Below are 25,287 nucleotides of genomic sequence, written 5' to 3'. Positions count from 1 at the left end.
TCGGTGGATCGACCTGCGCCACCCGCCCCGGCGGTGGGAGGATGACCGGGTGCGTCAGACCTCACCCCACTCCGACCTGCTCGACGACATCCGCCGCTCCGGCTACTACCCCGAGCTCGTGGCCGACGTCATCGACCTCGCCCTCGCCGGTGAGGAGGTCGTCGCGCACCTGCTCCAGCCCGAGACCACGTTCGACGACGCCGAGGTGCGCCGTCACCTCACGGCGCTCGTGCTCACCCCGCGCCGGCTGCTCGTGGCCCACGTGGACGACCAGGTCGTCGACGGCGCGCTGACGGCCCTCGCGAGCACCGAGGCCGTCCCGCTGCGCGAGCTCCGCTCGGTCGTCCTCACGCAGGGCTTCACCGACCCGGCCGCGCACGGCGGTTCGCGGCGCCGCGACCTCACCATGTCGCTGGGCTGGGGCGCGGTGCAGCGCCTCGATCTCGAGCCCGCGGGCTGCGCCGACCCGAGCTGCGAGGCCGACCACGGCCTCACCGGGGCGGCCACGCCCGACGACCTCGTGGTGCGTGTCAGCGCGGAGGCCGAGGGCGAGGCCGCGCTCGCCGTCGCCGTCACCTTCGCCCGCTCGCTCTCGGCAGCGACGTCGCGCGCGTGAGCGGGGACGGCCGCCTCCCGCAGCCGCCCGCCGACCTGCGCCTGCCGCGCACCGACAGGCGGCTCGCGGGCGTCCTGCCCGACGTGGCGCGCGCGTTCGGTGTCACCGACGTGCCCGACGTCGGCGCCGGCCTGGCGCTGGACGGCGTGGAGCGGGTGTGCGTCCTCCTGGTCGACGGGCTCGGCGACGCCGCCCTGCGCGCCCGCACCGGGCACGCCCCGACCCTGCGCCGGCTCGTGGCCGACTCCGAGCCGGTCGACGCCGGGTACCCCACGACCACCGCCGCGTCCCTGGCCTCCTTCGGCACGGGGCTGGGGCCCGGACGCACGGGGATGCTCGGCTACGCGGTGCGCGACCCCCGCACGAGCCTCGACGCGCCGGGCCTGGTCAACCTCGTCTCGTGGACCGCGCAGCGCGTCGTGGGCGGCGGCCCGGGGCCGGGTCCCGCCGCCGAGCCGCCCGACCCGCGCGCCTGGCAGCCGCACCCCACCGTGTTCGAGCGTCTGGTGGCCGCGGGCCACGAGGTCACGAGCATCGGCCCGACGCGCTTCGCGGGCTCCGGCCTGACCACGGCGGGTCTGCGCGGGGCCACCTACCGCGGCGCCGAGAGCCTCGACGCCCGCGTCGACGCGACCCTGGCGGCGCTGCGCCGACCGGGGGTGGCCTACCTGTACTGGGGCGAGCTGGACAAGGTCGGGCACCACGAGGGCTGGTCGTCCCCGGCGTGGGCGGAGGAGCTCGGGGAGCTCGACCACGCCCTGACCCGGCTCCTGCGGCGCCTGCCGCGCGGGACCGCCGTCGTGGTCACCGCCGACCACGGCATGGTCGACGTCACGGGGCGCACCGACGTCGCGGCCGTCCCGGCCCTGGCGCGCGACGTCGCCCTCGTGGCGGGGGAGCCGCGCGCGTGCCACGTGCACCTGGAGGCGGGGGCGGACGGTGACGCCGCGGCCGCCCGCTGGCGGGACGTCCTCGGGGAGGACGCCTGGGTGCTGCAGCGGGGCGAGGCGCTGGGCCTGGGCCTCTTCGGCGACGTCGAGGACGCGCGCCTGCCGATGATCGGCGACCTGGTGGTCGCGGCGCGCGGCACGCACGCCGTCGTCGACTCCCGGACGCAGTCGGCGGCCTCGATCGCGCTGGTCGGGATGCACGGCTCGCTGACGCCCGCGGAGCTCGAGGTGCCGGCGATCCTCGCGATCGCCTAGGCGGTCCCCGCCCAGGCGCGCGGTGGTGTCAGTCCTGCTTGGCGCCGAACACGATCTCGTCCCACGACGGGATCGACGTCCGCCGGCCGCGGCCGCGCCCGCGGGCCGGTGCGCGTGGGGCAGGGGCGGCCTCGGCGCCGGTTGCGTCGTCGGTGTCCTCGGTGCCGGGCGCGTCGTCCGCGCCGGCCGGCTGCGCCGACTCGTCCTCGGCCTGCTGGCGGAAGCGCAGCACGGGTGCGACGGGGAAGAGCGCGTCGTCCACGACGCCGGAGCGCGACGACGTCCCACCGGCCCCGCTCGCGGCGGCGGGTGCGTCGTCGGTCCGGTCCGCTTCGTCCGCCGGGTCGGAGTCGCCCCCGGGCTCCTGCCGGGTCCGACGGCGCAGGCCGCGGCGGCCGCGCGTGGCGTCGAGCCGGTCGAGGAGCGCCTCGGTCGCGGCGGGGGAGTCCTCGTCGGGAGCGGTGGCGGGGGCCTCGTCGACGTCGGTCTCCTCGGCGGCCTCGGCCGGAGCGTCGGAGTGCGCCGCCTCGGCCGTGCGGTTGCCGTCGGCACCCTCGGAGTCCCGCGGGGCCCGCTCCCCGTCGAGGTCGCGCGAGTCGAGGATGACGACGTCGGGGGCGCGGCGACCGTCGCCCTCGTGCTCGACGTCGAACGGACGACGCTGGGCGGGACGGCGGGACCCGGTCAGCTCGGTCTCCGACAGCCACCGGCTCTCGTCGTCGAGCGCGACCAGCGAGCGCGTGGTGAGGTCGACCTGCCAGCGGGCGACCCTGAGGGCGCCGCCGGCCTCGAAGGCCACGGTCACCTCCCACGCCTCGCCGGGGCTGCGCACCGCGTCCCAGGCGGCCTCCTGCGAGACGCCGCGGGCGGCCAGACGGTCCACGACGAGGTCGCCCAGCGTCGGGGCGCCGACCTCGCGCCCGATGGGCAGCGCGCGCGTCTGCTCGGCGATCCACGACCGCTCGGCCTGCACCGGTCCCTCGTACCGCCGCACGGACTCCAGCGGCAGACCACCCTCGTCGGCGACCTCCTGCACGCTGGCCCCGGCCCGGATGCGTGCCTGGATGTCGCGGGGGCGCAGCGTGGACGTCTCGTGGGCGCGCAGCGCCTCGAGTCGCGGACGATCCCGCCGGACCGCGGAGCGCAGCGACTCGTCGATGACGAGTCGGTAGCGCTCACCGCCGGGTCCGCGCAGGATCAGGTGCTCGCCGTCGGCGTGCAGCGTGTCGAGCTCGAGCTCCACCATGGGTGCCTCCTTCGGGGGCCAGCGTGCCACCGCCCGGGCACGAACCGCCGCATCTGGGTCGGAGTGGCGCTCATCTACGCTGGAGCGTGTGACCTCCACCCCTCCGACCACCGCTCCCGACGTCGCGATCCCCGGTCGGGAGGTCGTCGCGGAGCTCCGTCGCACGTGCGAGGCGCTCGCGCAGCGCGCCGGCGATCTCGTGCTGCAGATGCGCCGCGAGGCGGTCGACGTCGCGGCCACCAAGTCGTCGCTGACCGACGTCGTGACCCGCGCGGACCTCGCGAGCGAGAAGCTGCTCACGGAGCTGATCGAGGAGCTCCGGCCGCAGGACGGCGTCCTGGGGGAGGAGGGGGCGCGCCGGGTAGGGCAGAGCGGGCTGACCTGGGTGCTCGACCCGATCGACGGCACGGTCAACTACCTCTACGGCCGCGCCGACTACGCCGTCAGCGTCGCCGTCGTGGCGGGCGACCCGGCCGACATGACGGCGTGGCGCCCGGTCGCGGGCGCCGTCCACGCCCCGGTCCACCACCGGACCTTCTCCGCCGGCCTCGGCCTCGGCGCCTCCGACGGCGACCGTGAGCTCCGCGTCCCGCCCGCCCCCGAGCTCGCGCAGGCCCTGGTGGGGACGGGCTTCTCCTACGACGCGGCGGTCCGCGCCTGGCAGGGCCGGGTGCTCGCCGACGTCCTGCCCCGGGTCCGCGACGTCCGCCGCGCGGGGGCCGGGGCGCTCGACGCGTGCGCCGTGGCCGCGGGGGAGCTGGACGCGCACGTCGAGCGAGGCCTGCAGCCGTGGGACGTGGCGGCCGCCGAGCTGATCGTGACGGAGGCGGGTGGGGCGGTCCGCCACGACCGCCAGGACGACGGGAGCATCGTGACGGTGATCACATCTCGCGACCTCCTCGGACCGCTCGGCGACCTCTTCGCGCACGCCTCCCGCGACGTCTGACGCGGGGCCGTCCGGCTCCGTGACCGGCGAGTTCGTGATCGGCGTCGCACCGGGAACAAACGGCCCTGGACCATCGTTGTCCGGCGTGGCAGCCCGGTGGGGGAGAGATCCCGTCCGGACGGCCTGCCCACGTGTCCCGACGCCAGGCGTCTGGCGCGTGCATCGCACCGCGTGATGGTGCACAATCAGCGCGCCCGACCGACCGGCACCCTGGTGCCCGACCGGTCGCGGCGTGTTGAGCAGGACGACTGATGCAGCGCTCGGCGGTCCCCCGTCGCCGAGCAGACCGACGGAGTGTGACGCCCGACATGGCGACCGATTACGACGCCCCCCGCAAGACCGAGGAAGAGCTCAAGGAAGACTCGATCGAGGAGCTCAAGGCTCGTCGCAACGAGAAGAGCTCGGGAACCGTTGACGAGGACGAGACCGAAGCGGCGGAAGGGTTCGAGCTGCCCGGTGCCGACCTCTCCGGCGAGGAGTTCACGGTCCGTGTCCTCCCGCGCCAGGCGGACGAGTTCACGTGCACGCGCTGCTTCCTCGTGCACCACCGCAGCCAGCTGGCCATGACCGACGAGGTCGGTCCGGTCTGCTCGGAGTGCGCCGCCTGAGGTGCACCACCGCGCTGCGTGACGTCGGCCCCGTGCCGACACCCTCCACGAGACCCCGTCGGTTCGCCGCCGGGGTCTCGTCGTACCCGGGGTGAGCTCGGGTCAGCTCGGCGGAGGTCGCCGGCGCGACCGGGGGGCTCTCAGGCCGTCGGCGGCCGGACCGAGACGAGCGCGGCCGCCAGCTGCGCGGGTCGCCGGGTCGAGACCAGCCAGTACGGCGTGGGGTCGCCGGGATCGGTGACCTCCACGCGGACCGCGGTCGGGATCCAGCCGCGGTGGGCCAGGTAGGCACGCGCGTCCGAGCGCGGGCCGAGCGCGGCGGCGCTGCCGTCCCGGTCGAGCTCGAGGACCTCGCCGATGTGCCAGGCCTCGAGGAAGGCGCGACCCGCGCGCAGGCCCGGGTCGGCGCCGTCGGTCACGACCACGCGGTCCGCGGTGCGGGCGAGCACGATGGCGATCGTGGAGGTGACGGCCGCGAGCACCGCGAGCGCCGCGACGTCGGACAGCGGGAAGACGGCCGCGCCGGCGAACAGTCCGCCACCGGGGGCCAGGAACCACGCCCCGACCGAGGGCCACTGCCGCTCGAGGAAGACCTCGCGCGAGTCGACGGAGGCGGGCATGGCACTAGCCTGCCACGGTCCCGACGTCGGCCCCGCGCCGGGCCCGACGCGCCGGAGCCGTGGGTAGAGTGCTGGCGTGAGCACTTCCGAGGTCGACGCCGTCACCGCGCGTCCCGCGTCCCTCGGTGCACCCGACGCTCCGGCCGGCCGTGATCCGCGCGCGGACGTGACCCACGTCGACGTCCCGCTGACCCTCCTCGACCCGCGCCTCCCGGTGCCCGCGTACGCCCACGACGGCGACGCCGGTGCGGACCTCAGCGCGCGCGTCGACGTCGAGCTGGGCCCGGGGGAGCGCGCCCTCGTGCCGACCGGTGTCGCGATCGCCCTGCCCCTGGGCTGGGTCGGTCTGGTGCACCCCCGGTCCGGGCTCGCGGCCCGGTCCGGCGTGACGGTGCTGAACGCGCCGGGGACGATCGACGCGGGCTACCGCGGCGAGGTCGCCGTCATCCTGCTCAACACCGATCGGACCCGGTCCGTCACGATCTCGCGCGGTGACCGCATCGCCCAGCTCGTGGTGCAGCGGGTCGCGACCGCACGGTTCGACGTCGTCGACCAGCTGCCGAACGCGGCACGGGGCGATGGCGGCTTCGGTTCCACAGGCGGGCACGCGTCCGCGGGGAAGGACATCTGATGGCATGGTTCGGTCGCCGACGCCGCGACGAGGTCGAGCAGGCGCAGGAGGCGGGTGCCGATCCTGCGGAGACGACGGAGGTCGGTCCCACCGGCGCCGCGGTCGAGTCCGAGGTCGAGCAGCCGGGTGGCGCCGCCGCGACCGCCGAGGCCACGGAGGGCTCTGACGACGCCGTCGCCGCACCCCCGGCGCTCGATCCCGACCGCGGTCCGTGGGACGTCGCTGACGCGGAGGAGCGCCTCGGTCAGGTCGACCTCGGCGCGCTGCGCATCCCGGGGCGCCAGGGCATGGCGCTGCGGATGGAGCTCGACCGCGCCACCCGCCGCGTGATCGCCGCGAACATCACGATCGGTCAGTCCAACCTCCAGGTCCAGGCGTTCTCAGCACCCCGCACGGCGGGGATCTGGGACGACATCCGCGCGCAGATCACCGACTCGATCGGCAAACAGGGTGGCCAGGTCACCGAGACGACGGGGCCGTTCGGGCGCGAGCTGCTCGCCCTGCTCCCGGTCAAGGACGCGCAGGGCAACGTCGGGCGGCGCCCGGCCCGGTTCCTCGGGGTCGACGGTCCCCGGTGGTTCCTGCGGGGAGTCCTGACCGGCGCCGCCGTCGCCGACAAGGCCGCGGCCCGCGACATGGAGCAGTACTTCTCGGAGATCGTGGTCGTGCGCGGGACCGAGGCGCGTCCCCCGAGCGAGCTGCTCGCGCTGACCATGCCGGGCCGCCCGGACGCCGCGCCCCAGCCGCCGGCCGCCCCGAACCTCCTCGAGCGCGGACCCGAGATCTCCGAGGTGCGGTGACCTCCGTGGTCCGCACCCGGCTGCTCGCCACCACGCAGGAGATCCTCGCGGGGGAGCAGCGCGCCTGGGCGGCGCGCTACGACGTCGCCCCGATCTCGTCGCTGGTGCCGCGCTCCCGCGCGCGCGTCGCCGGCGTGCTGCGCAGCGTCACCTACGCCCCGGCCGGTGCGGTGACCGCGCTGCGCGCGGAGCTCTACGACGGGACGGGCAGCATCGACCTCGTCTGGACCGGTCGCCGGGACGTCCCCGGCATCGTCGCCGGCCGCCGCCTCCTGGCGACCGGGACCGTCGCCCGGAGCGAACCCGGCCGCAGCCGGCCCGCGATCCACAACCCCGTCTACGACCTGCTGCCCGCGGGTGAGGAGCACGCGTGACCGACCCCATCCCGCCCGCGCAGCCCGTCCAGCCACGTCCCGCGGACCAGGACCCTCCTCCGGCCGGGTCGACGACGAGCGGTGCCCGCCCCTCGGGCGTCCGCGCGCTCGGCGGTGAGGACTTCTCCGTCGCCGACGCCGTCGGCGGCTGGCGCGGGCTCGTGGAGTCGGTCGCCCCGGGCCTGGTGTTCGTCGTCGTCTTCGTCATCACGAACGAGATCACCCCGCCCGTCGTCGCCTCGCTCGCGGTGGCGGCGATCGCCGTCGTCGCCCGCCTGGTGCGGCGGAGCCCGGTGACGTACGCGCTCGGGGGCGTACTCGGCGTCGTCATCGGCGCGGTGTGGGCCTGGCGCTCGGGCGAGGCGAGCAACTACTACGCGTGGGGGCTGTGGACCAACGGGGCGTTCGCGCTCGCGACCCTCGTCAGCCTGCTGCTGCGCCGCCCCCTCGTGGGGCTCGTGGTGTCCTCGCTGGGGCTGGACCCCGGCCTCGCCAAGCCCGGGGCCGAGGGTCGCGTCCTCGACACGTCCTGGCGGCAGGACCCCGTCCGGATGCGCCGCTACACCTGGGCGACGATGCTGTGGTGCGGTGCGTTCCTCCTGCGGCTCGCCGTCCAGCTCCCGCTCTTCCTGGCCGGGGAGGTGCCGTGGTTGGGCACCGCCCGCCTCGTCATGGGTCTGCCGCTGTGGGCGCTGGTGCTGTGGATCACGTGGCTGCTGGTGCGTCCAGCAGCTCCTGCAGCGCGCGAGCCGGAGACGTCTCCGGGGCGCTGAGCACGCCGTCGTCGGGCGGGGTCGCGATCACGAACACCAGCTGGTCGCCGCCCTCGAGCGTGTCGTCCGGGCTCGGCGGGATCGCCCGACCCGAGCGCAGGATCGTGGCGAGGACGACGTCGGTGGGCCACGGGACCTCCGCGACGCGGGAGCCCACGAGCGGTGCGTCCTGCGCGAGGGTCACCTCGTACATCCCGGCGCCGGACGCCTGCAGCTCGAAGAGCTTCACGACGTCGCCGACGCTGACCGCCTCCTCGACCAGGGCGGTCATGATGCGGGGGTGGAGACCGGGACGTCCACACCCCACGTCTCGTCGAACATCCACTCGTTCTTGGGGTTGTTGACCCTGGCGACGGTGCGCGGGACGGCGAACTCCGTGCGCGCGATGAGCGAGAGCACGAGGTTGACCTTGTCGTCGCCCGTGGCCGCGACCACGACGTCGCACGTCTCGAGGTGGGCCTGCTCGAGGATGCTCATCTCGCACGCGTCGCCCAGCAGCCACTCCGCGTCCGCGACGCTGGCGACGCGCATCGCGGCGGGTGCGCGGTCCACGAGGGTGACCTCGTGCCCGTGCCCGAGCAGCTCGCGCGCGATCGAGCGACCGACGCTCCCGGCGCCGGCGATGACGACCCTCACGACTCCTCCTTGACCGGCGGGGTGGCGAGCACCCGCTGCACCGTGTTGGCGCGCTCGGGCTCGCACAGGACGTGCACGACGTCGTTCTCCTGCACCACGTGGTCGGGGCGGACGAGCTCGCCCGCCCCCCACCGGGTGAGGAATGCGACCCTGGCACCGGCCGCGCGCTCGAGCTGCGCCAGCGGGCGGCCGATCCACGCGCGGTGGACCGTCATCTCCTGGACCGTGACCCTGCCCGAGGCGTCGGTGAACTCGGTGAGCTCGCGCGCCGGGAGCAGCCGACGCATCATCTGGTCGGCCGTCCAGCGCACCGTCGCCACCGTGGGGATGCCGAGGCGGGAGTAGATCGCGGCGCGCCCGGCGTCGTAGATGCGGGCGACGACGTTGTCCACGCCGAACGTCTCGCGCACCACGCGTGCCGCGAGGATGTTGGAGTTGTCACCGTTGGAGACGGCGGCGAACGCGTAGGCCTCCTCGATGCCGGCCTGCGTGAGCGCGTCCCGGTCGAAGCCGAGCCCGGTGACCCGGCGACCGGAGAAGTCCGGCCCGAACCGGCGGAAGGCCTCGGGGTTGGAGTCGATCACCGCGACCGAGTGGCCCTGCTTCTCGAGCGTCTCGGCGAGGGTCACCCCGACCCGTCCGGCGCCCATGATCACGACGTGCACGCGGCTGACGGTACACGCGCCTAGGCTGTGCGCCGTGCCCGGAATCCTGGACGGCGCCAAGCGACTTCTCGTCGGCAAGCCCGTCGCGAGCGACAAGCTCGGCCACACGCTGCTCCCCAAGCGCATCGCGCTGCCCGTCTTCGCCTCCGACGCCCTCTCCTCGGTCGCCTACGCGCCGGACGAGATCCTCCTGACGCTCTCGATCGCGGGGATGGCCTCGTACGCGCTGTCGCCCTGGATCGGGCTCGCCGTCGTCGTCGTGATGCTCACGGTGGTGGCCTCCTACCGCCAGACCGTGCACGCCTACCCCTCGGGCGGTGGCGACTACGAGGTGGCCACCGCCAACCTCGGCCGCAACGCCGGCATCGGCGTTGCCAGCGCGCTCCTGGTCGACTACGTCCTCACGGTCGCGGTGTCGATCTCGACGGCGTCGCAGTACCTCGGCGCGATCGTCCACGCCGCGCGGGGGTACGAGGCCGCGATCGCCGTCGGCGGCATCGCGCTCCTGACGGTGGTGAACCTGCGCGGCGTGCGCGAGTCGGGTACCGCATTCGCGGTACCCGTCTACCTCTTCATGGGGGCCATCGGCCTCATGGCGCTGTTCGGCACGGTGCAGGCGTTCACCGGAACGCTGCAGCCCGCCGAGAGCGCGGCCTTCGAGCTCGTCGCGGAGCCGGGCTTCGAGGAGGGGCTCGTCGGCCTCGGGGGAGCGATGCTGCTGGCCCGGGCCTTCTCCTCGGGGTGCGCGGCGCTGACCGGTGTCGAGGCGATCAGCAACGGGGTGCCCGCGTTCAAGGAGCCGAAGTCGCGCAACGCCGCCACCACGCTGCTGCTGCTCGGCCTCGTGTCGGTGACCATGATCGGCGCGATCCTCTACCTCGCCCGGGCCACCGGCGTGCACTACGCCGAGGACCCCCACGCGCAGATGAGCTACCCGGACGGCACGCCGCTGCCGGTCGGGTACCAGCAGGACCCCGTCATCGGCCAGATCGCGCGCACCGTCTTCGCCGACGTGCCGCCGCTGTTCTACCTGGTCACCGCCGTGACCGGACTGATCCTCGTGCTGGCCGCCAACACCGCCTTCAACGGGTTCCCGGTGCTCGGCTCGATCCTGGCGCGCGACGGTCTGCTCCCGCGCCAGCTGCACACGCGCGGCGACCGGCTCGCGTTCTCCAACGGCATCGTGGCGCTGGCCGTCGCGGCGAGCGTGCTGGTGTGGGCGTTCGACGCGTCCGTCACCCGCCTCATCCAGCTCTACATCGTCGGCGTCTTCATCAGCTTCGTGATGAGCCAGCTCGGCATGGTGCGGCACTGGACCCGCGCGCTGCGGACCGAGGTCGACGCTCGGGCGCGCGCCGCCATGGTGCGCTCGCGCGCCGTCAACGCCTTCGGCCTGGGCCTGACCTCGCTCGTCCTGCTCATCGTGCTCGTCACCAAGTTCACGCGCGGCGCCTGGATCACGCTGCTGCTCATGGCGGTCCTGTTCGTCACGATGCGCAGCATCGCGAAGCACTACGACCGGGTGCGGCGCGAGCTGGCGCTGGAGGACGTCGGCGCGTCGCGCGCGCTGCCCTCCCGCGTGCAGGCCGTGGTGCTCGTCTCCCGGGTGCACAAGCCCACGATGCGTGCGGTCGCCTACGCCCGGGCGACCCGACCGTCCTCGCTCGAGGCGATCACGGTGGGGGTGGAGGCCGAGGAGGTCGAGGCGCTGCGCCGGGACTGGGCCGCGGCCGGTGTGCCCGTCCCGCTGACCGTGATCGACTCCCCGTACCGCGAGATCACCCGACCCGTGGTGGACTACGTGCAGTCGCTGCGCCGCGACTCGCCCCGCGACCTCGTGGTCGTCTACGTGCCCGAGTACGTGGTGGGGCACTGGTGGCAGCAGTTCCTGCACAACCAGAGCGCGCTGCGGCTCAAGAGCCGGCTGCTGTTCTCCCCGGGCGTGGTCGTGGCCTCCGTGCCCTGGCAGCTCGACTCGGCGCAGGGCGGCAGCGGCGTGAGCCGGTGGGACGAACCCGCCGTGCCGTGGACGACGACGAAGGACGACACCGCGTGACCCCCGAGGGACCCCTCAGCAGCACCAGCGCCACCACCGCCTCCGCCGATGCGGGCTCCGCCGGCCCGGGCACCGTGCTGCGCGACGTCGTCGTCGGCGCGCCGGCCCACGGCGGCCACGCCGTCGCGCGCCCGGGTGGCCGCGTCGTCTTCGTGCGGCACGCGGTGCCGGGTGAGGTCGTCGACGTCATGCTGACCGAGGCCGCACCCGGCGCGCGGTTCTGGCGCGGGGACGCCACGCGCGTCGTCGAACGCTCGCCCGACCGCGTGCGCCACGTCTGGCCCGAGGCGGGACCCGGCGGGGTGGGCGGCGGCGAGCTCGGCCACCTCGCGCTGCCCGCGCAGCGTGCCTGGAAGGCCGCGGTCCTTGACGACACGCTGCGACGGATCGGGAAGCTCGACCTGCCCGACGTCGAGGTCGAGGCGGTGCCGGGGGAGAGCGACGGTCTCGGCACCCGCACGCGGATCGAGCTCGTGGCCGATGCGCAGGGTCGCCTCGCGATGCACCCGCACCGCAGCCACGACCTCCTCGCGCTGCGCACCATGCCGCTGGCGGTCCCCGAGATCGCCGAGCACGTGCGTCGCAGCCGCGAGGTCGGCACGCGCCTGCGCCCCGGGGCGCGCGTGGAGCTGGTCCGCTCGGCCAGCGGCCTGCTCGTGCTGGTCGACGGCGAGGCGCTCGGATCGACGCGCAAGCACGTGCGTGAGCGGGTGCTCGTCACGCTGCCGGGCGGGGAGCAGAGGCGGTACGAGTATCGCGTCGCCGGCGGCGGCTTCTGGCAGGTCCACCACGGTGCGGCGCGCCTGCTGGTCGAGCGGGTGCTCGCGGCCGCGCAGGTGCAGCCGGGGGAGACGGTGCTGGAGGCCTACTCCGGCGCGGGGCTCCTGACCCTGCCGCTGGCCGACGCCGTCGGGGAGTCCGGGCGCGTCGTCGCGATCGAGGGTGACGCCGGCGCGGTGCGCAACGCGCGCCGCAACGCGCACGCGCACCCCTGGGTCGAGCTGGTCCAGGGCGACGTCGCCACGCACCTGGGCGCGGCGGCCGAGGGCGGGGCCGACGTCGTCGTGCTCGATCCGCCGCGCGCGGGCGCCGGCGCGGAGGTGCTCGGGGCGGTCGCCGCGGCGCGCCCGCGGCGCGTCGTGCACGTGGCCTGCGACCCGGCCGCGCTGGCGCGCGACCTGGCCCTCCTGGTGGAGCGCGGCTACCGCGTCACGAGCGTGACCGGCTACGACCTCTTCCCGCACACGCACCACGTCGAGGCGATCGCGGTCCTGGAGCCGCGCTAAGATATCTTGACGTCGAGATACCTGCGATCCGTCGCCGTCGCGCGACACGAAGGAGACCCCATGACCACCGTGGACAGTTTTGGAGCCAAGGGGACCCTGGAGGTCGCGGGCTCGTCCTACGAGATCTTCCGCCTGAACGCCGTCGAGGGCGCGTCGAAGCTGCCCTACAGCCTGAAGGTGCTGGCCGAGAACCTGCTGCGCACCGAGGACGGCGCGAACATCACGGCCGATCACATCCGCGCGATCGCGGCCTGGGACCCGGACGCGCAGCCCGACACCGAGATCCAGTTCACGCCCGCCCGCGTGATCATGCAGGACTTCACCGGCGTGCCGTGCGTCGTCGACCTCGCCACGATGCGCGAGGCCGTCGCCGACCTCGGTGGCGACCCCACGCGCATCAACCCGCTCGCGCCGGCCGAGATGGTCATCGACCACTCGGTCCAGATCGACGTCGCGGGCCGCCGGGACGCCGCCGAGCGCAACGTCGAGCTCGAGTACGAGCGCAACCACGAGCGCTACCAGTTCCTGCGCTGGGGCCAGACGGCGTTCGACGACTTCAAGGTCGTCCCGCCCGGCACCGGCATCGTGCACCAGGTCAACATCGAGTACCTGGCGCGCGTGGTCATGACGCGCGAGGTTGACGGCGTGAACCGCGCTTATCCGGACACCTGCGTCGGCACCGACTCGCACACCACGATGGTCAACGGCCTGGGTGTGTTGGGCTGGGGCGTCGGGGGCATCGAGGCCGAGGCCGCGATGCTCGGCCAGCCGGTCTCGATGCTCATCCCGCGCGTGGTCGGCTTCAAGCTGTCCGGCGCGATCCCCTCGGGCGTGACGGCGACCGACGTCGTGCTGACGATCACCGAGATGCTGCGCGCCCACGGCGTGGTCGGCAAGTTCGTCGAGTTCTACGGCGCCGGCGTCGCGGCCGTGCCGCTGGCCAACCGCGCCACCATCGGCAACATGAGCCCCGAGTTCGGCTCGACCGCCGCGATGTTCCCGATCGACGGCGTGACCGTCGACTACCTGCGCCTGACCGGCCGCAGCGAGGAGCAGCTCGCCCTGGTCGAGGCCTACGCCAAGGAGCAGGGCATGTGGCTCGACCCGGAGGCGGCCGACTACGTCGAGCCCGTGTTCTCCGAGTACCTCGAGCTCGACCTGTCCACCGTGGTCCCCTCGATCGCCGGCCCGAAGCGCCCCCAGGACCGCATCGAGCTCAGCCACGCCAAGACGCAGTTCGCGCGCGACCTGCCGACCTACGCGCCCGACGTCGTCAACGCTATCGACCAGGCCGAGATGGAGTCCTTCCCGGCCTCCGACGCCCCGGCGATCGGTGAGCGCACCGTCTCGACCCACCCGGTCACGACGGCGGACGGCGAGCAGTTCGAGCTGTTCCACGGCGCCGTCGCGATCGCCTCGATCACCTCGTGCACGAACACGTCCAACCCGTCGGTGATGCTCGCGGCCGCGCTGCTCGCGAAGAACGCCGTCGAGCGCGGCCTCGAGGCCAAGCCGTGGGTCAAGACGTCGATGGCGCCGGGCTCGCAGGTCGTGACGAACTACTACGAGAAGGCCGGCCTGTGGCCGTTCCTGGAGAAGCTCGGCTTCCACCTCGTGGGCTACGGCTGCGCCACCTGCATCGGCAACTCGGGTCCGCTGGACCCGGCCGTGTCGGAGGTCGTCAACCACGAGGACCTCGCCGTCGTGTCGGTCCTCTCGGGCAACCGGAACTTCGAGGGCCGGATCAACCCCGACATCAAGATGAACTACCTGGCCTCGCCGCCGCTGGTCATCGCGTACGCGCTCGCCGGGACGATGGACTTCGACTTCGAGTCCGAGCCGCTGGGCCGCGACGCGGACGGTCACCCGATCTTCCTGCGCGACATCTGGCCGAGCCCGGAGGACGTGCAGGCGACGATCGACTCCTCGATCAACCGCGAGATGTTCACCTCCGACTACGCCGACGTCTTCACGGGCGACGAGCGCTGGCGCGGACTGGACACGCCCGACGGCGACACGTTCGCGTGGGACGCCGAGTCGACCTACGTGCGCAAGCCCCCGTACTTCGAGGGCATGCCCGCACAGCCGACGCCCGTCACCGACATCTCGGGTGCGCGCGTGCTCGCGACGCTGGGCGACTCGGTCACGACCGACCACATCAGCCCCGCGGGCGCGATCAAGGTCGACAGCCCGGCCGGCCGCTACCTCGCCGAGCACGGCGTCGAGCGCCGTGACTTCAACTCCTACGGCTCGCGCCGCGGGAACCACGAGGTCATGATCCGCGGCACGTTCGCGAACATCCGTCTGCGCAACCAGCTGCTCGCGGACCGCAACGAGGGCCGCGGCGTCGAGGGTGGCTTCACGATCAACCACCTCACGGGCGAGCAGACGTCGATCTACGACGCGTCGGTCGCCTACGCGGAGGCGGGCATCCCGCTCGTCATCCTCGGCGGCAAGGAGTACGGCTCCGGCTCGTCGCGCGACTGGGCGGCCAAGGGCACCGCGTTGCTCGGCGTGCGCGCCGTGATCACGGAGAGCTTCGAGCGCATCCACCGCTCCAACCTCATCGGCATGGGCGTGGTCCCGCTGCAGTTCCCGGCGGGCGAGTCGCGCGAGTCGCTCGGCCTGGACGGTACCGAGACGTTCGACATCGCCGGCATCACGCAGCTGAACGAGGGCACGACGCCGAAGACGCTCGCGGTGACCGCGACGAAGGGTGACGGCACCGTGGTGACGTTCGACGCCGTCGTGCGCATCGACACCCCCGGTGAGGCGGACTACTACCGCAACGGCGGGATCCTGCAGTACGTGCTGCGCTCGCTCGTGGCCGCCTGAGTCCAGCCTGACCACGACGGCGCCCGCCGGTCCCTCGCGGACCGGCGGGCGCCGTCGTTCGTGCACGCCCGCACACCCGGTCCGACCGGTCCACCGGTGCTGATCCTGCTCGGCCCACCCCTCGATACCGAGAATGCACCTCGCTGCTGTATCGCGCGGAAAGAGCAGCGTGACGCATGGTCGATGGAGATCGGCGGCCTCGGCCGCCGCCCATCATGCGTGGTGCTGCGGAATCGCGCCGTTAGAGCGGCCAGGAGCATTCTCGATCCGGCGGTCGGGGCCACGCCTCTTGTCGAGAACGCGCCTGGCTGCTGTTTCGCGCTCGTCGAGCAGCCAGGAGCGTTGTCGATCGGATGAGGGCGCCAAGCGTCTTGCTGAGAACGCCCCTCGCTGCTCAAACCCGCCGGTCGAGCAGCAGGGAGCGTTCTCGAGCTCCGGCGGCGGTCGGTGAGCAGGATGCGCGCGGGTGGGCGGCGTGTGCCAGGGTGTTCCGGTGCCCGCCCTCGCCCCCGCCAGTCCCGTCGCGATCCTCGGGACGGGGGCCCACCGGCCCGGCGTCGTCGTCACCTCCGACGAGCTCGACGCCGCGCACGGCCGCCGGCCCGGTGAGAGCCGGGCGCGCTCCGGCGTCGAGGTCCGGCGCTGGGCCCGTTCCGAGGAGACCTCCTCCTCATGGCGGCCTCGGCGCTCACTAGGGCGCTCGAGGCGGCAGGACTGAACGCCGTCGACCTCGACGCCGTCGTCGTCTGCGCCGTCGCGCCTGAGCAGCCGATGCCCACCACGGCCGTGCTGACGCTCGTGCACCTCGGGATCGACGGCGGGCGGTGCGACGCGTTCGACGTCAACGCCTCGTGCACCGGCTTCCTCACCGGGATGCGGATCGCGCAGGACGCGATCGACGCCGGGCGGTGGGAGCGCGTCGCCGTCGTCGCGAGCGAGATCGCGTCCAAGGGTCTCGACCACGGCCACACCGAGGCGAGCGCGCTGTTCGGTGACGGCGCGGCAGCCGCCGTCCTGGGCCGCAGCGACGGTCACGACGGGTCGGCGATCCTCGCCGCCTGCTCCGCCGTCTGGCCCGCCGCCGCGCAGGCGTGCCGCATCGAGGCGGGCGGGACGCGCTGGAACGCCGCGACGCCGCCCCCGAGCGACCACCCCGGTGCGCACCTGTTCCAGATGGACGGCGCATCGCTGCTGCGCCAGGTCGCGCGCCACCTGCCCGGCTTCCTCCGCGATCTCGAGGCCCGCTCCGGCGTCGCCCTCGCGGACGTCGACGTCGTCGTGCCGCACCAGGCCAGCGGCGTCGGGCTGCGTTACCTGCGCTCGTTCGCGCGCCCCGAGAGCGTCGTCGACATCCTCGCCGAGCACGGCAACCAGGTCTCCGCCTCGATCCCGACGGCGCTCGACGTCGCCATCCGCACCGGGCGCCTGCGGCGCGGCGACACCGCGCTGCTGCTCGGCACGGGTGCGGGCCTCACGCTCGCCGCGACGCTGCTGCGGTACTGACCGTGCGCGTCGACCTCCTGACCTGCGGCTGGACCACCCACCCCGGCGCGGTGGCCCGGCGCGGGGGAGGCCTGCGATCCGTCCGGTTCCCGGCGCTCGTGGCCGCCGTCCACCACCCGACCGGCGTCATCCTGTACGACACGGGCTACGCGCCGCGCGTGCAGCGCGCGGTCGGCCGAGGCGTCGACCGCGTCTACGGCGGCCTGCTGCCGGTGCACGTGACGCCGCAGGAGACCGCGCTCGCCCAGCTCGCGGCGCTCGGCGTGGCGGCGGTCGACGTCACCACCATCGTGCTCTCGCACCTGCACGCCGACCACCTCGGCGGCCTGCACGACTTCCCGGCGGCGCGGATCGTGCTCGACCCGGCGGCGGTGACGGCGATGCGCACCGCGCGAGGCCTGGACCGGCTCAGCCGCGGCTGGCTGCCCGCGCTCCTGCCCGAGGACGTCACCGACCGTGTTCTCGACCCGGCGGATCTCCCGCGGGCCGACGTCGACCTCCGCCCGGTCACCGCGCACGCGCGGGTGCTGACCCCGGAGGCCGACGTCGCCGTCGTGCCGCTGCCCGGGCACAGCGACGAGCACCTCGGCCTGCTCGTGCGCACCGGCGGCACCGACCTGCTGCTGCTCGGCGACGCCGTCTGGCACACCCGCGCGGTGACGCACGGCGAGCTGCCGCACCCGGTCGTCAGCCTCATCACGCGCGACTGGGCGGGCTACCGCCGCACGGTCGCGGACCTCGCGCGGCTGCACCGCGCTCGCCCCGACCTCGTGCTCGTGCCGTCGCACGACACCGACGCGATCGCTGCCGCGCGTGCGAGGCTGGAGGGCGACCCCGCCACCATCGACCCGGGAGACCACCCGTGAGACCCGCCCGCCCCTCACCCGTCCGTGCGCGCGTCGTCGCGGTAGCGATCGCGGGGCTGACGACGACGTCGGTGCTCGCCGCGTGCTCCTCGCCCGACGACCTGGCGCAGGAGTTCTCCGTCGAGGCGGCGCTCGCCCAGGTCCCGGCGGCCACGCCCCGCGAGGGGCTCCTCGTGCGCGCCGCCGACATGCGGGCGGCCTCGGAGGCGGCCGGTGTCGAGCACCCGTCCGACGGCTCGCGGGAGAGCTGGGGCAACTGGTCCATCCGGATGTCCGGGGTGTCGCAGGACGGCGAGGAGGCACCGGTCGTCGTCTCGATGCCGCCCACCCTGAACCTCGACCGCGCCGCGCCCGAGGACTTCGCAGAAGTCCTGGGCTTGTCGATCCAGGATGCCGACCGCGTGGTCGATGCGACCGCCGGCGCGTCGCGATTCGCGGTGCTCGCGGGGGACGTCGTCGCGGACCTGCTCAGCGACGACCTCGTGGAGGTGGCGGACGGTGTGCGCAGCGACCGCGACGCACCCGACCTCCAGGTGGATCTCGCGAACGCGAGCGCCGTGGACCCGACGGGTGCGCCCGTCCGGGTCGCGGCGCAGGACGGTCGCATCGCGATCGGCAGCACGACGGCGCTGCTCTCCGCCTGGCTGGCCGGTGGGGACACGCTGGCCGACGACGACGCGCTCGGCCCGCTGGCCCGCGCGCTCGACGACGCCGACGTGGTCTCGGCGGTGCTGATGCCCGTGACGCCCTCGGACGATCCGGTCGCGGATGCGGCGGGCGCCGGCCGCGTCGCCCCGCCGGACCAGGTCGAGCAGCTGCGTGACCGCCTCGACCCGCTCATCCCGGCCGACCCGTTCCTCGCGGTCGGCGTCGGCTGGTCGGCGCCCGACGGCGAGCCCCGCGTCCACGTCTCCTACGCCTTCGGCGAGGACGCCCACGCCCAGGACGCCGAGGGCGTGCTGCGCGAGGCCTACGGCGACGGCGTCAGCGCTGTCGACGGCCGGCCGTTCAGCGACCGCCTCACGGTCGAGGACGTGACGGTCGACGGCGCCGTCGTGACGCTCGAGCTCACGCCGGAGCCGGGATCCGTCGGGTTCCTCGAGCAGGCCCTGCAGCGTCGCGACGTCCTGTTCGTCTCACGCGCCTGAACCGGCAGGGGCCGAGGCGATCGCGGCCGTGACGATTTCGGCGGTCGCGGCCACAGGGTCGTAGCGCGCGACGGCGGCGGCCAGCTCGCGCAGCCGCGTGCGGTCACCGCCGAGCACGGCGCGCAGCTCCCGCGCCGTCGCGGGGTGGTCCAGCGGGCGCCGCGCCCGCCGGCCCGAACCGGCCGCGACGATGCGCGCCGCCATGTCGAACTGGTCGAAGTCGCGCGGGTGCACGAGCGCCGGGACGCCCGCGCGGATCGCGCTGTAGCTGACTCCGGCGCCCCCGTGGTGCACGACGGCGTCGAACCTCGCCATCACCTCGTCGTAGGGCAGGTGGTCGACGACGACGACGCGGCCCGCGCCGCGACCGTCGCGCTCCTCGTCGTCCGTGGTGGGGCCGACGTCGTCGCCCACGCGCCCCAGCGACACCACGAACGTGTGGCTGGGCACCGCCGCCGCGAGGGCGCGGACCTGGGTGACGAGGTCGCGGCGGGCCCAGTCGAGGTGGGTCCCGACCGTCACCAGCACGAGCGGTCCGTCCGGGAGCAGATGTGGGCGCAGCGCGTCGCCACCCCCGGCCAGCAGCCGCTCCGGCGTCGCCGTCACGGGCCCGATCATCCGGAACGCCGCAGGCCAGTCCCGCGGCAGCTCGAGCTCGAGCGCCCCGAGCCCAAGGATCGCCGTGGGGGAGTACGCGGCCTCGGAGCCGTCGGCGCGGTAGACGCCGGTGCCCGCCCGCGCGAAGGCTCGCCGCAGCGCGAGCTGCATCCCGCGCTTGGCGACGCGCGTGGCCATCCGACCCGCGGCGTCGCGCACGCGGTGCCAGGGCTGCGTGGCGGGGCCCCACCCGCCGCAGTACGACGGCGTCCCGGTGCGCGTCTCGAGCGCGCACGGCGACGGCGTCGTCGTGATCCACGGCAGGCCGGCGGCCTGCGCGGCGTACCCCGCGACCGGCGCCGCGAAGTCGGCCACGACCGCGTCGAACGAGCCGGCGGCGAGGACGGCGTCGAGCTCGGCCCGGGCGCGCGGCAGGAGCGCGAGGTTGGCGCGCAGCTGGCGCGTGAGCAGGAGCGGGTTGCTGCGCACGGGGCCCGGGGTCTGGGCGATCGCGTCGAACGCGTCCGGGTCGTCGGCCAGCAGCGGGTGCGCGCGCAGCCCGAGCCCGCGCACGAGCGGCACCTTGGTCGCGCCCGTGGCCACCTCGACGTCGAACCCGCGCTCGCGCAGGCCGAGGCCGAGCGTCAGCAGCGGGTTGAGGTGGCCGGCGAAGGGCGGTGCGGCCAGCAGGAGGCGGGGGCGCGGCGACGCCGCGCCGGCCGACGTCGACGACGCGTCCGTCACGGGGCACCGCCGGTGGGCGTGGTGGCCGCCGGCCCGACGAGCGCGAGCACGGCCGTGACGGCCGCGGCCGAGGTCGCCGCATCGAGATGCCCGCCGGGCACGAGGGCGTCGGCGCGCGTGCGGTGGCCGAGCGCGCTGATCCGGTCGCGTTCGCCCCGCACCCGGTGCACGTGCCAGGGACCCTCGGTGGGCGGCAGCGCGCCCACCGGCCCGATCCCTACGACGTCGATCCGTAGTCCCGGCGGCACCCGGACCGCCGCCGTCGCGCTCCAGATCATCCGCGCACCCGCACTCGCGCACAGGAGCAGCAGCCGCTCGTCTGTCGTGGTCAGCAGCGGCTGGAGGTGGTGCGCGACGGCGTCGCCGAACCGGCTCCCGGGGCGCGCGGCCAGGCCCTGCACGGTGTTGCGGACCGACGCGGTACCGAGCCGCTCGCCGCGCCATGGCCGCTCCGCCGCCCGCTGCGTCCACGGGAAACCCGCGCGCACCGGGGCGTACCCCTGGGCCGCGAGCGCGTCGAGCACGCGGTGCTGCGCGGGTGAGAGCCGCTGGTGGCGCCACGACGACTGCCCCGTCAGCCACGCCACGCGGGCGGGCACGCGGTCCCGGGCGAGCGTGGGGGAGTCCGCGTGGGGCCGCAGCCACCTCATCGCCCGTGTCCGATGCGTGCCCGGGAGCGGCGGACGGGACCGGCGGCCCGACCCACGCCCACGCGCACGAGGCGCCCGCGCCAGCGCACCGTGCGCACCCCGATCGCGGCGACGGCGTGAGCGGGCGCGAGCAGGAGCGCGAGCGTCTCGAGGACGAGGGTGCGAGCAGGGGAGGTGTGCACCGCGCCGTCGGGCACGAGTCGGCGGCGCAGCGCGCGCGTGCCGGCCGACTGACCACCCAGCAGCGCCAGGACCGCCGCCGGCCACGCGCCCCCGGCGCCGACGGCGGCGGCGAGCGTGATCAGCGGCAGCGCGGCGGGCACCAGGACGAGCAGGACGAAGCGAGGCGAGAGGTCGCGCCGCACGACCTCGTGGGCGAACATCATCCAGCGCCGCATCAGCCGTGCGTAGGCGGCGGCCGAGTCGACCGTCGTGGCGAGGACGACCGGTTCGGCGAGCTGCGCGATCGGCAGTCCGTGGCGCCGGAAGGCGAGCGCGATCGCGTAGTCGTCGCACGTCGCGTCGAGCAGGCGCTCGAGCCCGCCGATCGCGGCCAGGTGACGCCGGCGTGTGGCCAGCACCATCCCGTTGACGCTGATCGGCGGACCGGACGCGGCGAGCGCGAGGTAGGTCGGCAGCGCCGAGGAGTTCACGAAGGCCGCCACGAGCGTCGACCACCGCCCACCCTCGGCGGAGTACACGGGGATCCCCGTCACGAGCGCTGCGCCGTCGCCACCCGCGCCGTCGCCGTCCGCGCCCAGCCCTCCGACGAGCCGCGCGAGCCCGCCCGCGGGGAGCACGGCGTCGTCGTCGAGCATCACCACGACGTCGTCGCTGCCGGCCGCCGCTAGCGCGAGCTTGTGCGTCTTGGGGTTGGTGCCGGGGGCGGGCGGCGGGCAGGCGACGACGGCGACGTGGGCGCGCCCGTCCGCCGCGTGATCGGCGGCGGCGATGCCGGCGGGGTCGTCGTCGTCCACGAGCAGCCGCACGCGCGCGGGGGCGAGCGCCTCGGCCTGCAGCGCCAGGCGCCCGGGCAGGAGCGGGTCGCCCGAGCGCACCGGGACCAGGACGTCGGCGCGTGCGAGGTCGTCGGCGGGAGCCGCCGGTCGCGGTGCGTCCACGAGACGCTGCGCCAGCGCCGTGCGGACGACGGCGAGGACCGCGATCGCGCCCAGCCCGACGAGGGTGCCCGCACGCGCGAGCCCGCGCCTCTCAGGCATTCGTGCCCGCTCGCTGCGCGGACCAGTCGGCCACGAGCCGGTCGACCCCGAGCTCGAGCGGGACGGCGGGGGTTCCGAGGTCGCGCAGCGTCGTGGTCACGTCGAACGTGCGCGAGCGCGACAGCGCGCTGACGCCGAAGGTCGTGAGCGGCGGTTCGCGGTGGTCGAGCAGGTGCGCGCAGACCCACTCGCCGGCGCGCGCGGCGGTGTGCGCGAGCGACGGCGGGACGCGCCGCAGCCGCGGGGTGAGCCCGACGCGCGCGAGCAGCGCCAGGGCGAACGGGTAGAGCTCGACCGGCTGCGCGTTCGTGAGGTTGTAGACCCCGTGCGTGCGGCGCTCGACGGCGCGCACGAGGTACTCCGCGACGGTGCCGACGTCGGTGAGGTCGACGCGCACTCGGGGCCCGTCACGGGGCTCGAGCACCGGGAGCAGCCCCTTGTCGGCGAGCCGCAGGATACGGGGGAGTAGCACGGTGTCGCCCTCGCCGATCACGGCGCGCGGTCGCAGGATTGCCGCCGGGCCGTCGTAGTCCGCCACGAGGCGCTCCGCGACGGCCTTGCTGCGCGAGTAGGCGTTGAGCTGCTGCGCGTCCGGCGTGACGGGGGAGCGCTCGGTGAGGTCGAGCTGGTCGGACTCGCGGTAGAGGACCGAGGTGCTGGAGACGTGGACGACGGGCAGCCGGCCCCGGTCGCGCGCCCAGGCGAGCAGGTGCCGGGTGCCGCGGACGTTCGCCGCCACGAAGTCCCGCGGGCGGGCAAAGGGTGAGGCGAGCGCGGCGGCGTGGATGACGGCGTCGACGTCGCCCGGCACCGCGTCCCGCGCCAGCGGCTGCGCCAGGTCGTGCCGCACGTAGTGCTCGACGGCGCCCGCCGGCCGCGCCGCCCGGCCGAGGCCGACCACCTGCCAGCCGCGCTCGTGGGCGGCGGCGACGGTGCGGAGCCCGACGAACCCGTTGGACCCGGTGATCAGCACGCGCATGCGCTCCACCCTAGGCGGGCTGTCGTCCGGACTCACGGGCCAGCGCCGTGGTGGCCGTTGTGTCGGTAGCCTGACAGCCGTAGCCCGAGCGACGGTGTTCGGGGCGAGGGGGCAGCTATGACAACCGTTGTTCGACGACCCATCCTCGGGGCAACCCGACGGCGACGTCACGCGCTCGTCGAGGCCGATCCCCGTGCCTGAGAACGTGCTGACGCTGAGCGGGATCTCGCACTCCTATCGACGACGTCCGGTCCTAGCCGGCCTTGATCTCGACGTCGGTCCCGGAATCACGGCTCTGCTCGGCGTCAACGGAGCGGGCAAGTCCACCCTGTTCAGGATTGCCGCGGGTGCGCTTCGTCCGGATCAGGGCGAGGTGCGGATCAGCGGGTCGGCGATCAACTCGCGGCGGGAGCGTGGCCGAGCGCTCCGACACCTGGCACTCATGCCGCAGTCCTCGTCGTTCCCGGGTAATCTGACCGCCCGCGAGATCGTGCGGTACGTGGCTTGGATGCGCGGAGCGAAGTCCCGTGACTGCCGCGATCTCGCCGAAGCGGCTCTCCACCGTGTTGGTCTGGCCGAAGAGGCTGACACGCCGTTCCGACGGTTGTCCGGCGGGATGCGGCGGCGCGTGGCGCTGGCTCAGGCGGTCTCGACCTCGCCCGATCTTCTCCTGCTGGACGAGCCCTGCACAGGGCTCGATCCGGCGCAGCGCCACACGATGGTCGATCTGGTTCGCGGCCTGGGTGGGGCGGTGGTCCTCAGCTCGCACGTGATGGAGGACGTCCGCGACCTCGCGGACCGCGTCATCGTCCTGCACGACCGGTTGATCCGGTTCGACGGGAGCGTCGCGGATCTCGAGGCACGCGCGCCACGAGGATCGTCGAGAGCGGCCGAGGCCGGTTTCCTCGGCGTCATCCAGACCGGATCCTCGTGACTGCGCTGGCCATTCGCGCGCGCCGGTCGACGGGCGTCCTGGCGGCCCCCGTCCTCGTCGTGATGGCGCTCGCGGTCGTGTTCAGCCGGGGTGGCTGGTCGTGGGAGAGCGCACGCGCCGTCAACTGGTCCGTCGGGAGTGTCGTTCTCCTCGCCCCGGCCGCTGCAGGTGTCGCCGCATTCCATACCTGGCGTTTCGGCTCGGGGTCCGCGGGAGACCTGGCGGCCACGACAGTCCGAGGGGCTGGGTGGGCCGGGCTCGGGGTCGTGACGGTGTGGCTCTCCGCCTGCGCCGCGTGGGGAGTGGGGGTCGTTGCCGCGCTTGCCGTCACCTCTCGCAACGTCGCACCGCTCAGCATCGACCCGACCATGCTCATGCGGGGACTCACAGTCCTGCTGGCGGCCACCTGGGTCGGTGCCGCAGTCGCCACCCGGTGGCGCTCGGTCGCGGCTGCCCCGGTCGTGGCGCTCGGGATCTACCTGTTACCCATCGTCCTCGGTCCGGTCGGGCTGCGGGACGTCTTCGTCGCAGGGGCGCCACCGGCACGCTCGCGGGAACTGAGCCACGGACCGCCGTCGTCCTCAGCCATGTCGCGGTTCATTTCGCGGTCGCAGCTCTGGGCTGGTGGGTGGTCCGCCTCGGTAGTCGACCACGATCGGCGCCCGCATCCGTCGTCTCCTCGCTCTCGCCCTGGTCGTCGCTGCTGCCATCGGCGCCTATCTCGCGACGTCGCCTGTTCGTGCCCCTCTGACGGTTCTCAACGAACCTCCTGCCTGCCAGACGAGACGAGACGGCGCCGTCACCGTCTGTGGCCCCGACCAGCTCGCCGTGCTCCACCGGATCGCCGCCGATGACCTCGCGGACGGCTCGTCGTTAGTCTCTGAGCGCGGCCCGACGCCATCAGCCCGTTACGAGGACGGTGGTAACGGCCGGCGTGTCGACGAACGCTCGGGCATCCTCGCCATCACCACGGAGCGTATTTCCCGAGGTCATCTCGATAGAAGCGATGTGGTCTCCGCCCTCGTCACGCCGACGGCTTGTGCGCTTCTCTACGACGACGTTCCGCCAGAGCGTTATCTCCTGGGCCAGGCGCATCTTGCCGCCTGGGTTGACGACGTCCTTCAGGGTCTGTCTACCGACGCGTCGGATGACGCGCTCGCAACCTCGACGCTGGACGCACTACGTTCCTGCACGCCCGAGACACTCCCAGCGTGGGACTACGGCGAGCGCTCGTGATCCTCGTTGTCTTGCGCGCGCACCGCGGGCCTGCTTTCGTTCTGACGTGTCTCCTCGCACTGGTGCTCGGCCTGATGCTCGGAGGGCGGACCGCGGCGACCCCCTGACCGAGT

At 74.4% G+C, this 25,287-nt stretch carries 25 protein-coding genes and 1 pseudogene; 18 read left to right on the top strand and 8 right to left on the bottom strand.

Translation table 11 applies throughout. The features are described 5' to 3' along the window. The first annotated feature begins 49 nt into the window (after window positions 1-49). Together QQK22_RS06995 and QQK22_RS06990 are read left to right on the top strand one after the other, a co-directional pair. Window positions 50-616 carry a DUF5998 family protein gene (locus QQK22_RS06995; RefSeq protein WP_284250282.1) on the top strand — a complete coding sequence of 189 codons (567 nt, stop codon included), beginning with the start codon at window positions 50-52 and terminating at the stop codon, window positions 614-616. Then, window positions 613-1,821: an alkaline phosphatase family protein gene (locus QQK22_RS06990; RefSeq protein WP_284250281.1), complete on the top strand. Its 1,209-nt coding sequence runs from the start codon at window positions 613-615 to the stop codon at window positions 1,819-1,821. The genes QQK22_RS06995 and QQK22_RS06990 overlap by 4 nt, the downstream gene beginning before the upstream one ends. Before the next feature lie 28 nt (window positions 1,822-1,849). Here QQK22_RS06990 and sepH read toward each other — a convergent pair whose 3' ends face one another. After that, window positions 1,850-3,067 carry a septation protein SepH gene (gene sepH / locus QQK22_RS06985; protein WP_284250280.1) on the bottom strand — a complete coding sequence of 406 codons (1,218 nt, stop codon included), beginning with the start codon at window positions 3,065-3,067 and terminating at the stop codon, window positions 1,850-1,852. Between the two features lie 88 nt (window positions 3,068-3,155). Between sepH and QQK22_RS06980 the strand changes: the two genes are divergently transcribed. Continuing rightward, window positions 3,156-4,013: an inositol monophosphatase family protein gene (locus QQK22_RS06980; RefSeq protein ID WP_284250279.1), complete on the top strand. Its 858-nt coding sequence runs from the start codon at window positions 3,156-3,158 to the stop codon at window positions 4,011-4,013. A gap of 308 nt (window positions 4,014-4,321) precedes the next feature. Beyond that, window positions 4,322-4,621, top strand: a complete 300-nt coding sequence (locus tag QQK22_RS06975) for a DUF4193 domain-containing protein (protein ID WP_284250278.1) — start codon at window positions 4,322-4,324, stop codon at window positions 4,619-4,621. A gap of 140 nt (window positions 4,622-4,761) precedes the next feature. On the opposite strand, the gene QQK22_RS06970 is transcribed toward QQK22_RS06975, so the two are convergent. Next, complete coding sequence (locus QQK22_RS06970; RefSeq protein WP_284250277.1) at window positions 4,762-5,241, bottom strand: DUF3093 domain-containing protein; 480 nt, start codon at window positions 5,239-5,241, stop codon at window positions 4,762-4,764. Between the two features lie 76 nt (window positions 5,242-5,317). Between QQK22_RS06970 and dut the strand changes: the two genes are divergently transcribed. Genes dut through QQK22_RS06950 form a run of 4 tightly spaced genes read left to right on the top strand, consistent with a single transcriptional unit; the run spans window position 5,318 to window position 7,819 of the window. Beyond that, window positions 5,318-5,872 (top strand): dUTP diphosphatase, encoded by a 555-nt coding sequence (gene dut, locus QQK22_RS06965; protein WP_431310141.1) that lies wholly within the window; start codon window positions 5,318-5,320, stop codon window positions 5,870-5,872. Beyond that, window positions 5,872-6,672 (top strand): DUF3710 domain-containing protein, encoded by an 801-nt coding sequence (locus tag QQK22_RS06960; RefSeq protein WP_284250276.1) that lies wholly within the window; start codon window positions 5,872-5,874, stop codon window positions 6,670-6,672. Before dut ends, QQK22_RS06960 begins: the two co-directional genes overlap by 1 nt. Then, window positions 6,669-7,046, top strand: coding sequence for an OB-fold nucleic acid binding domain-containing protein (locus tag QQK22_RS06955; protein WP_284250275.1), 378 nt, complete (start codon window positions 6,669-6,671; stop codon window positions 7,044-7,046). Before QQK22_RS06960 ends, QQK22_RS06955 begins: the two co-directional genes overlap by 4 nt. Further along, window positions 7,043-7,819 (top strand): DUF3159 domain-containing protein, encoded by a 777-nt coding sequence (locus QQK22_RS06950; protein WP_284250274.1) that lies wholly within the window; start codon window positions 7,043-7,045, stop codon window positions 7,817-7,819. The genes QQK22_RS06955 and QQK22_RS06950 overlap by 4 nt, the downstream gene beginning before the upstream one ends. On the opposite strand, the pseudogene QQK22_RS06945 reads toward QQK22_RS06950, so the two are convergent. Both QQK22_RS06945 and QQK22_RS06940 read right to left on the bottom strand, forming a co-directional pair. Continuing rightward, window positions 7,752-8,455, bottom strand: a pseudogene (locus QQK22_RS06945) (potassium channel family protein). The gene QQK22_RS06950 and the pseudogene QQK22_RS06945 overlap by 68 nt on opposite strands. Then, on the bottom strand, window positions 8,452-9,105 hold the full coding sequence (locus QQK22_RS06940; protein WP_348525634.1) for a potassium channel family protein: 654 nt from the start codon (window positions 9,103-9,105) through the stop codon (window positions 8,452-8,454). Before QQK22_RS06940 ends, QQK22_RS06945 begins: the two are co-directional and overlap by 4 nt. Before the next feature lie 49 nt (window positions 9,106-9,154). Between QQK22_RS06940 and QQK22_RS06935 the strand changes: the two genes are divergently transcribed. The 8 genes from QQK22_RS06935 to QQK22_RS06900 all read left to right on the top strand — a co-directional run bounded on the left by QQK22_RS06935 (window position 9,155) and on the right by QQK22_RS06900 (window position 18,814). After that, window positions 9,155-11,176: an APC family permease gene (locus tag QQK22_RS06935; RefSeq protein ID WP_284250272.1), complete on the top strand. Its 2,022-nt coding sequence runs from the start codon at window positions 9,155-9,157 to the stop codon at window positions 11,174-11,176. Continuing rightward, window positions 11,173-12,462, top strand: a complete 1,290-nt coding sequence (locus tag QQK22_RS06930; RefSeq protein ID WP_284250271.1) for a class I SAM-dependent RNA methyltransferase — start codon at window positions 11,173-11,175, stop codon at window positions 12,460-12,462. Before QQK22_RS06935 ends, QQK22_RS06930 begins: the two co-directional genes overlap by 4 nt. Before the next feature lie 60 nt (window positions 12,463-12,522). After that, window positions 12,523-15,297: an aconitate hydratase AcnA gene (gene acnA, locus QQK22_RS06925; protein ID WP_284250270.1), complete on the top strand. Its 2,775-nt coding sequence runs from the start codon at window positions 12,523-12,525 to the stop codon at window positions 15,295-15,297. A gap of 96 nt (window positions 15,298-15,393) precedes the next feature. After that, entirely contained in the window at window positions 15,394-15,654 is a 261-nt protein-coding gene (locus QQK22_RS06920; protein WP_284250269.1) for a hypothetical protein, read from the top strand. Between the two features lie 136 nt (window positions 15,655-15,790). Beyond that, complete coding sequence (locus QQK22_RS06915; protein ID WP_284250268.1) at window positions 15,791-16,015, top strand: hypothetical protein; 225 nt, start codon at window positions 15,791-15,793, stop codon at window positions 16,013-16,015. Beyond that, the gene (locus QQK22_RS06910; RefSeq protein ID WP_284250267.1) at window positions 15,970-16,800 is read left to right on the top strand and encodes a 3-oxoacyl-ACP synthase III family protein; all 831 of its coding nucleotides are present in this window, start codon (window positions 15,970-15,972) and stop codon (window positions 16,798-16,800) included. The genes QQK22_RS06915 and QQK22_RS06910 overlap by 46 nt, the downstream gene beginning before the upstream one ends. A 2-nt stretch (window positions 16,801-16,802) precedes the next feature. Continuing rightward, window positions 16,803-17,666, top strand: coding sequence for an MBL fold metallo-hydrolase (locus tag QQK22_RS06905; protein ID WP_284250266.1), 864 nt, complete (start codon window positions 16,803-16,805; stop codon window positions 17,664-17,666). Beyond that, window positions 17,663-18,814, top strand: a complete 1,152-nt coding sequence (locus QQK22_RS06900; protein WP_284250265.1) for a hypothetical protein — start codon at window positions 17,663-17,665, stop codon at window positions 18,812-18,814. Before QQK22_RS06905 ends, QQK22_RS06900 begins: the two co-directional genes overlap by 4 nt. Here the strand turns inward: QQK22_RS06900 and QQK22_RS06895 are convergent. The 4 genes from QQK22_RS06895 to QQK22_RS06880 are packed head-to-tail and all read right to left on the bottom strand — an operon-like array spanning window position 18,803 to window position 23,004. Beyond that, complete coding sequence (locus QQK22_RS06895; protein WP_284250264.1) at window positions 18,803-20,155, bottom strand: glycosyltransferase; 1,353 nt, start codon at window positions 20,153-20,155, stop codon at window positions 18,803-18,805. The two genes, QQK22_RS06900 and QQK22_RS06895, sit on opposite strands and share 12 nt — an antisense overlap. Further along, entirely contained in the window at window positions 20,152-20,805 is a 654-nt protein-coding gene (locus tag QQK22_RS06890; RefSeq protein WP_284250263.1) for a hypothetical protein, read from the bottom strand. Before QQK22_RS06890 ends, QQK22_RS06895 begins: the two co-directional genes overlap by 4 nt. Next, complete coding sequence (locus QQK22_RS06885; RefSeq protein ID WP_284250262.1) at window positions 20,802-22,025, bottom strand: glycosyltransferase; 1,224 nt, start codon at window positions 22,023-22,025, stop codon at window positions 20,802-20,804. Before QQK22_RS06885 ends, QQK22_RS06890 begins: the two co-directional genes overlap by 4 nt. Beyond that, window positions 22,018-23,004: an NAD-dependent epimerase/dehydratase family protein gene (locus tag QQK22_RS06880; protein WP_284250261.1), complete on the bottom strand. Its 987-nt coding sequence runs from the start codon at window positions 23,002-23,004 to the stop codon at window positions 22,018-22,020. Before QQK22_RS06880 ends, QQK22_RS06885 begins: the two co-directional genes overlap by 8 nt. Window positions 23,005-23,209: 205 nt before the next feature. On the opposite strand from QQK22_RS06880, the gene QQK22_RS06875 reads away from it, so the two are divergent. After that, the gene (locus tag QQK22_RS06875; RefSeq protein ID WP_284250260.1) at window positions 23,210-23,938 is read left to right on the top strand and encodes an ABC transporter ATP-binding protein; all 729 of its coding nucleotides are present in this window, start codon (window positions 23,210-23,212) and stop codon (window positions 23,936-23,938) included. Window positions 23,939-24,766: 828 nt separating this feature from the next. Then, complete coding sequence (locus tag QQK22_RS06870; protein ID WP_284250259.1) at window positions 24,767-25,174, top strand: hypothetical protein; 408 nt, start codon at window positions 24,767-24,769, stop codon at window positions 25,172-25,174. Window positions 25,175-25,287: the final 113 nt, after the last annotated feature.

It is taken from the genome of Litorihabitans aurantiacus (genome assembly GCF_030161595.1).
GTDB lineage: Bacteria > Actinomycetota > Actinomycetes > Actinomycetales > Beutenbergiaceae > Litorihabitans > Litorihabitans aurantiacus.
The sequence above is the reverse complement of the archived record's forward strand: the minus strand, read 5'-3'. Positions and strand labels throughout refer to the sequence as shown.

What these genes read in the sequence shown, in the direction of transcription:
- QQK22_RS06960 (WP_284250276.1), top strand. Translation starts at nt 5,872, where the DNA reads ATGGCATGGTTCGGTCGCCGACGCCGCGACGAGGTCGAGCAGGCGCAG.
- sepH (WP_284250280.1), bottom strand. Translation starts at nt 3,067, where the DNA reads ATGGTGGAGCTCGAGCTCGACACGCTGCACGCCGACGGCGAGCACCTG.
- acnA (WP_284250270.1), top strand. Translation starts at nt 12,523, where the DNA reads ATGACCACCGTGGACAGTTTTGGAGCCAAGGGGACCCTGGAGGTCGCG.
- QQK22_RS06970 (WP_284250277.1), bottom strand. Translation starts at nt 5,241, where the DNA reads ATGCCCGCCTCCGTCGACTCGCGCGAGGTCTTCCTCGAGCGGCAGTGG.
- QQK22_RS06880 (WP_284250261.1), bottom strand. Translation starts at nt 23,004, where the DNA reads ATGCGCGTGCTGATCACCGGGTCCAACGGGTTCGTCGGGCTCCGCACC.
- QQK22_RS06910 (WP_284250267.1), top strand. Translation starts at nt 15,970, where the DNA reads ATGGCGGCCTCGGCGCTCACTAGGGCGCTCGAGGCGGCAGGACTGAAC.
- QQK22_RS06890 (WP_284250263.1), bottom strand. Translation starts at nt 20,805, where the DNA reads ATGAGGTGGCTGCGGCCCCACGCGGACTCCCCCACGCTCGCCCGGGAC.
- QQK22_RS06975 (WP_284250278.1), top strand. Translation starts at nt 4,322, where the DNA reads ATGGCGACCGATTACGACGCCCCCCGCAAGACCGAGGAAGAGCTCAAG.
- QQK22_RS06885 (WP_284250262.1), bottom strand. Translation starts at nt 22,025, where the DNA reads ATGCCTGAGAGGCGCGGGCTCGCGCGTGCGGGCACCCTCGTCGGGCTG.
- QQK22_RS06940 (WP_348525634.1), bottom strand. Translation starts at nt 9,105, where the DNA reads ATGGGCGCCGGACGGGTCGGGGTGACCCTCGCCGAGACGCTCGAGAAG.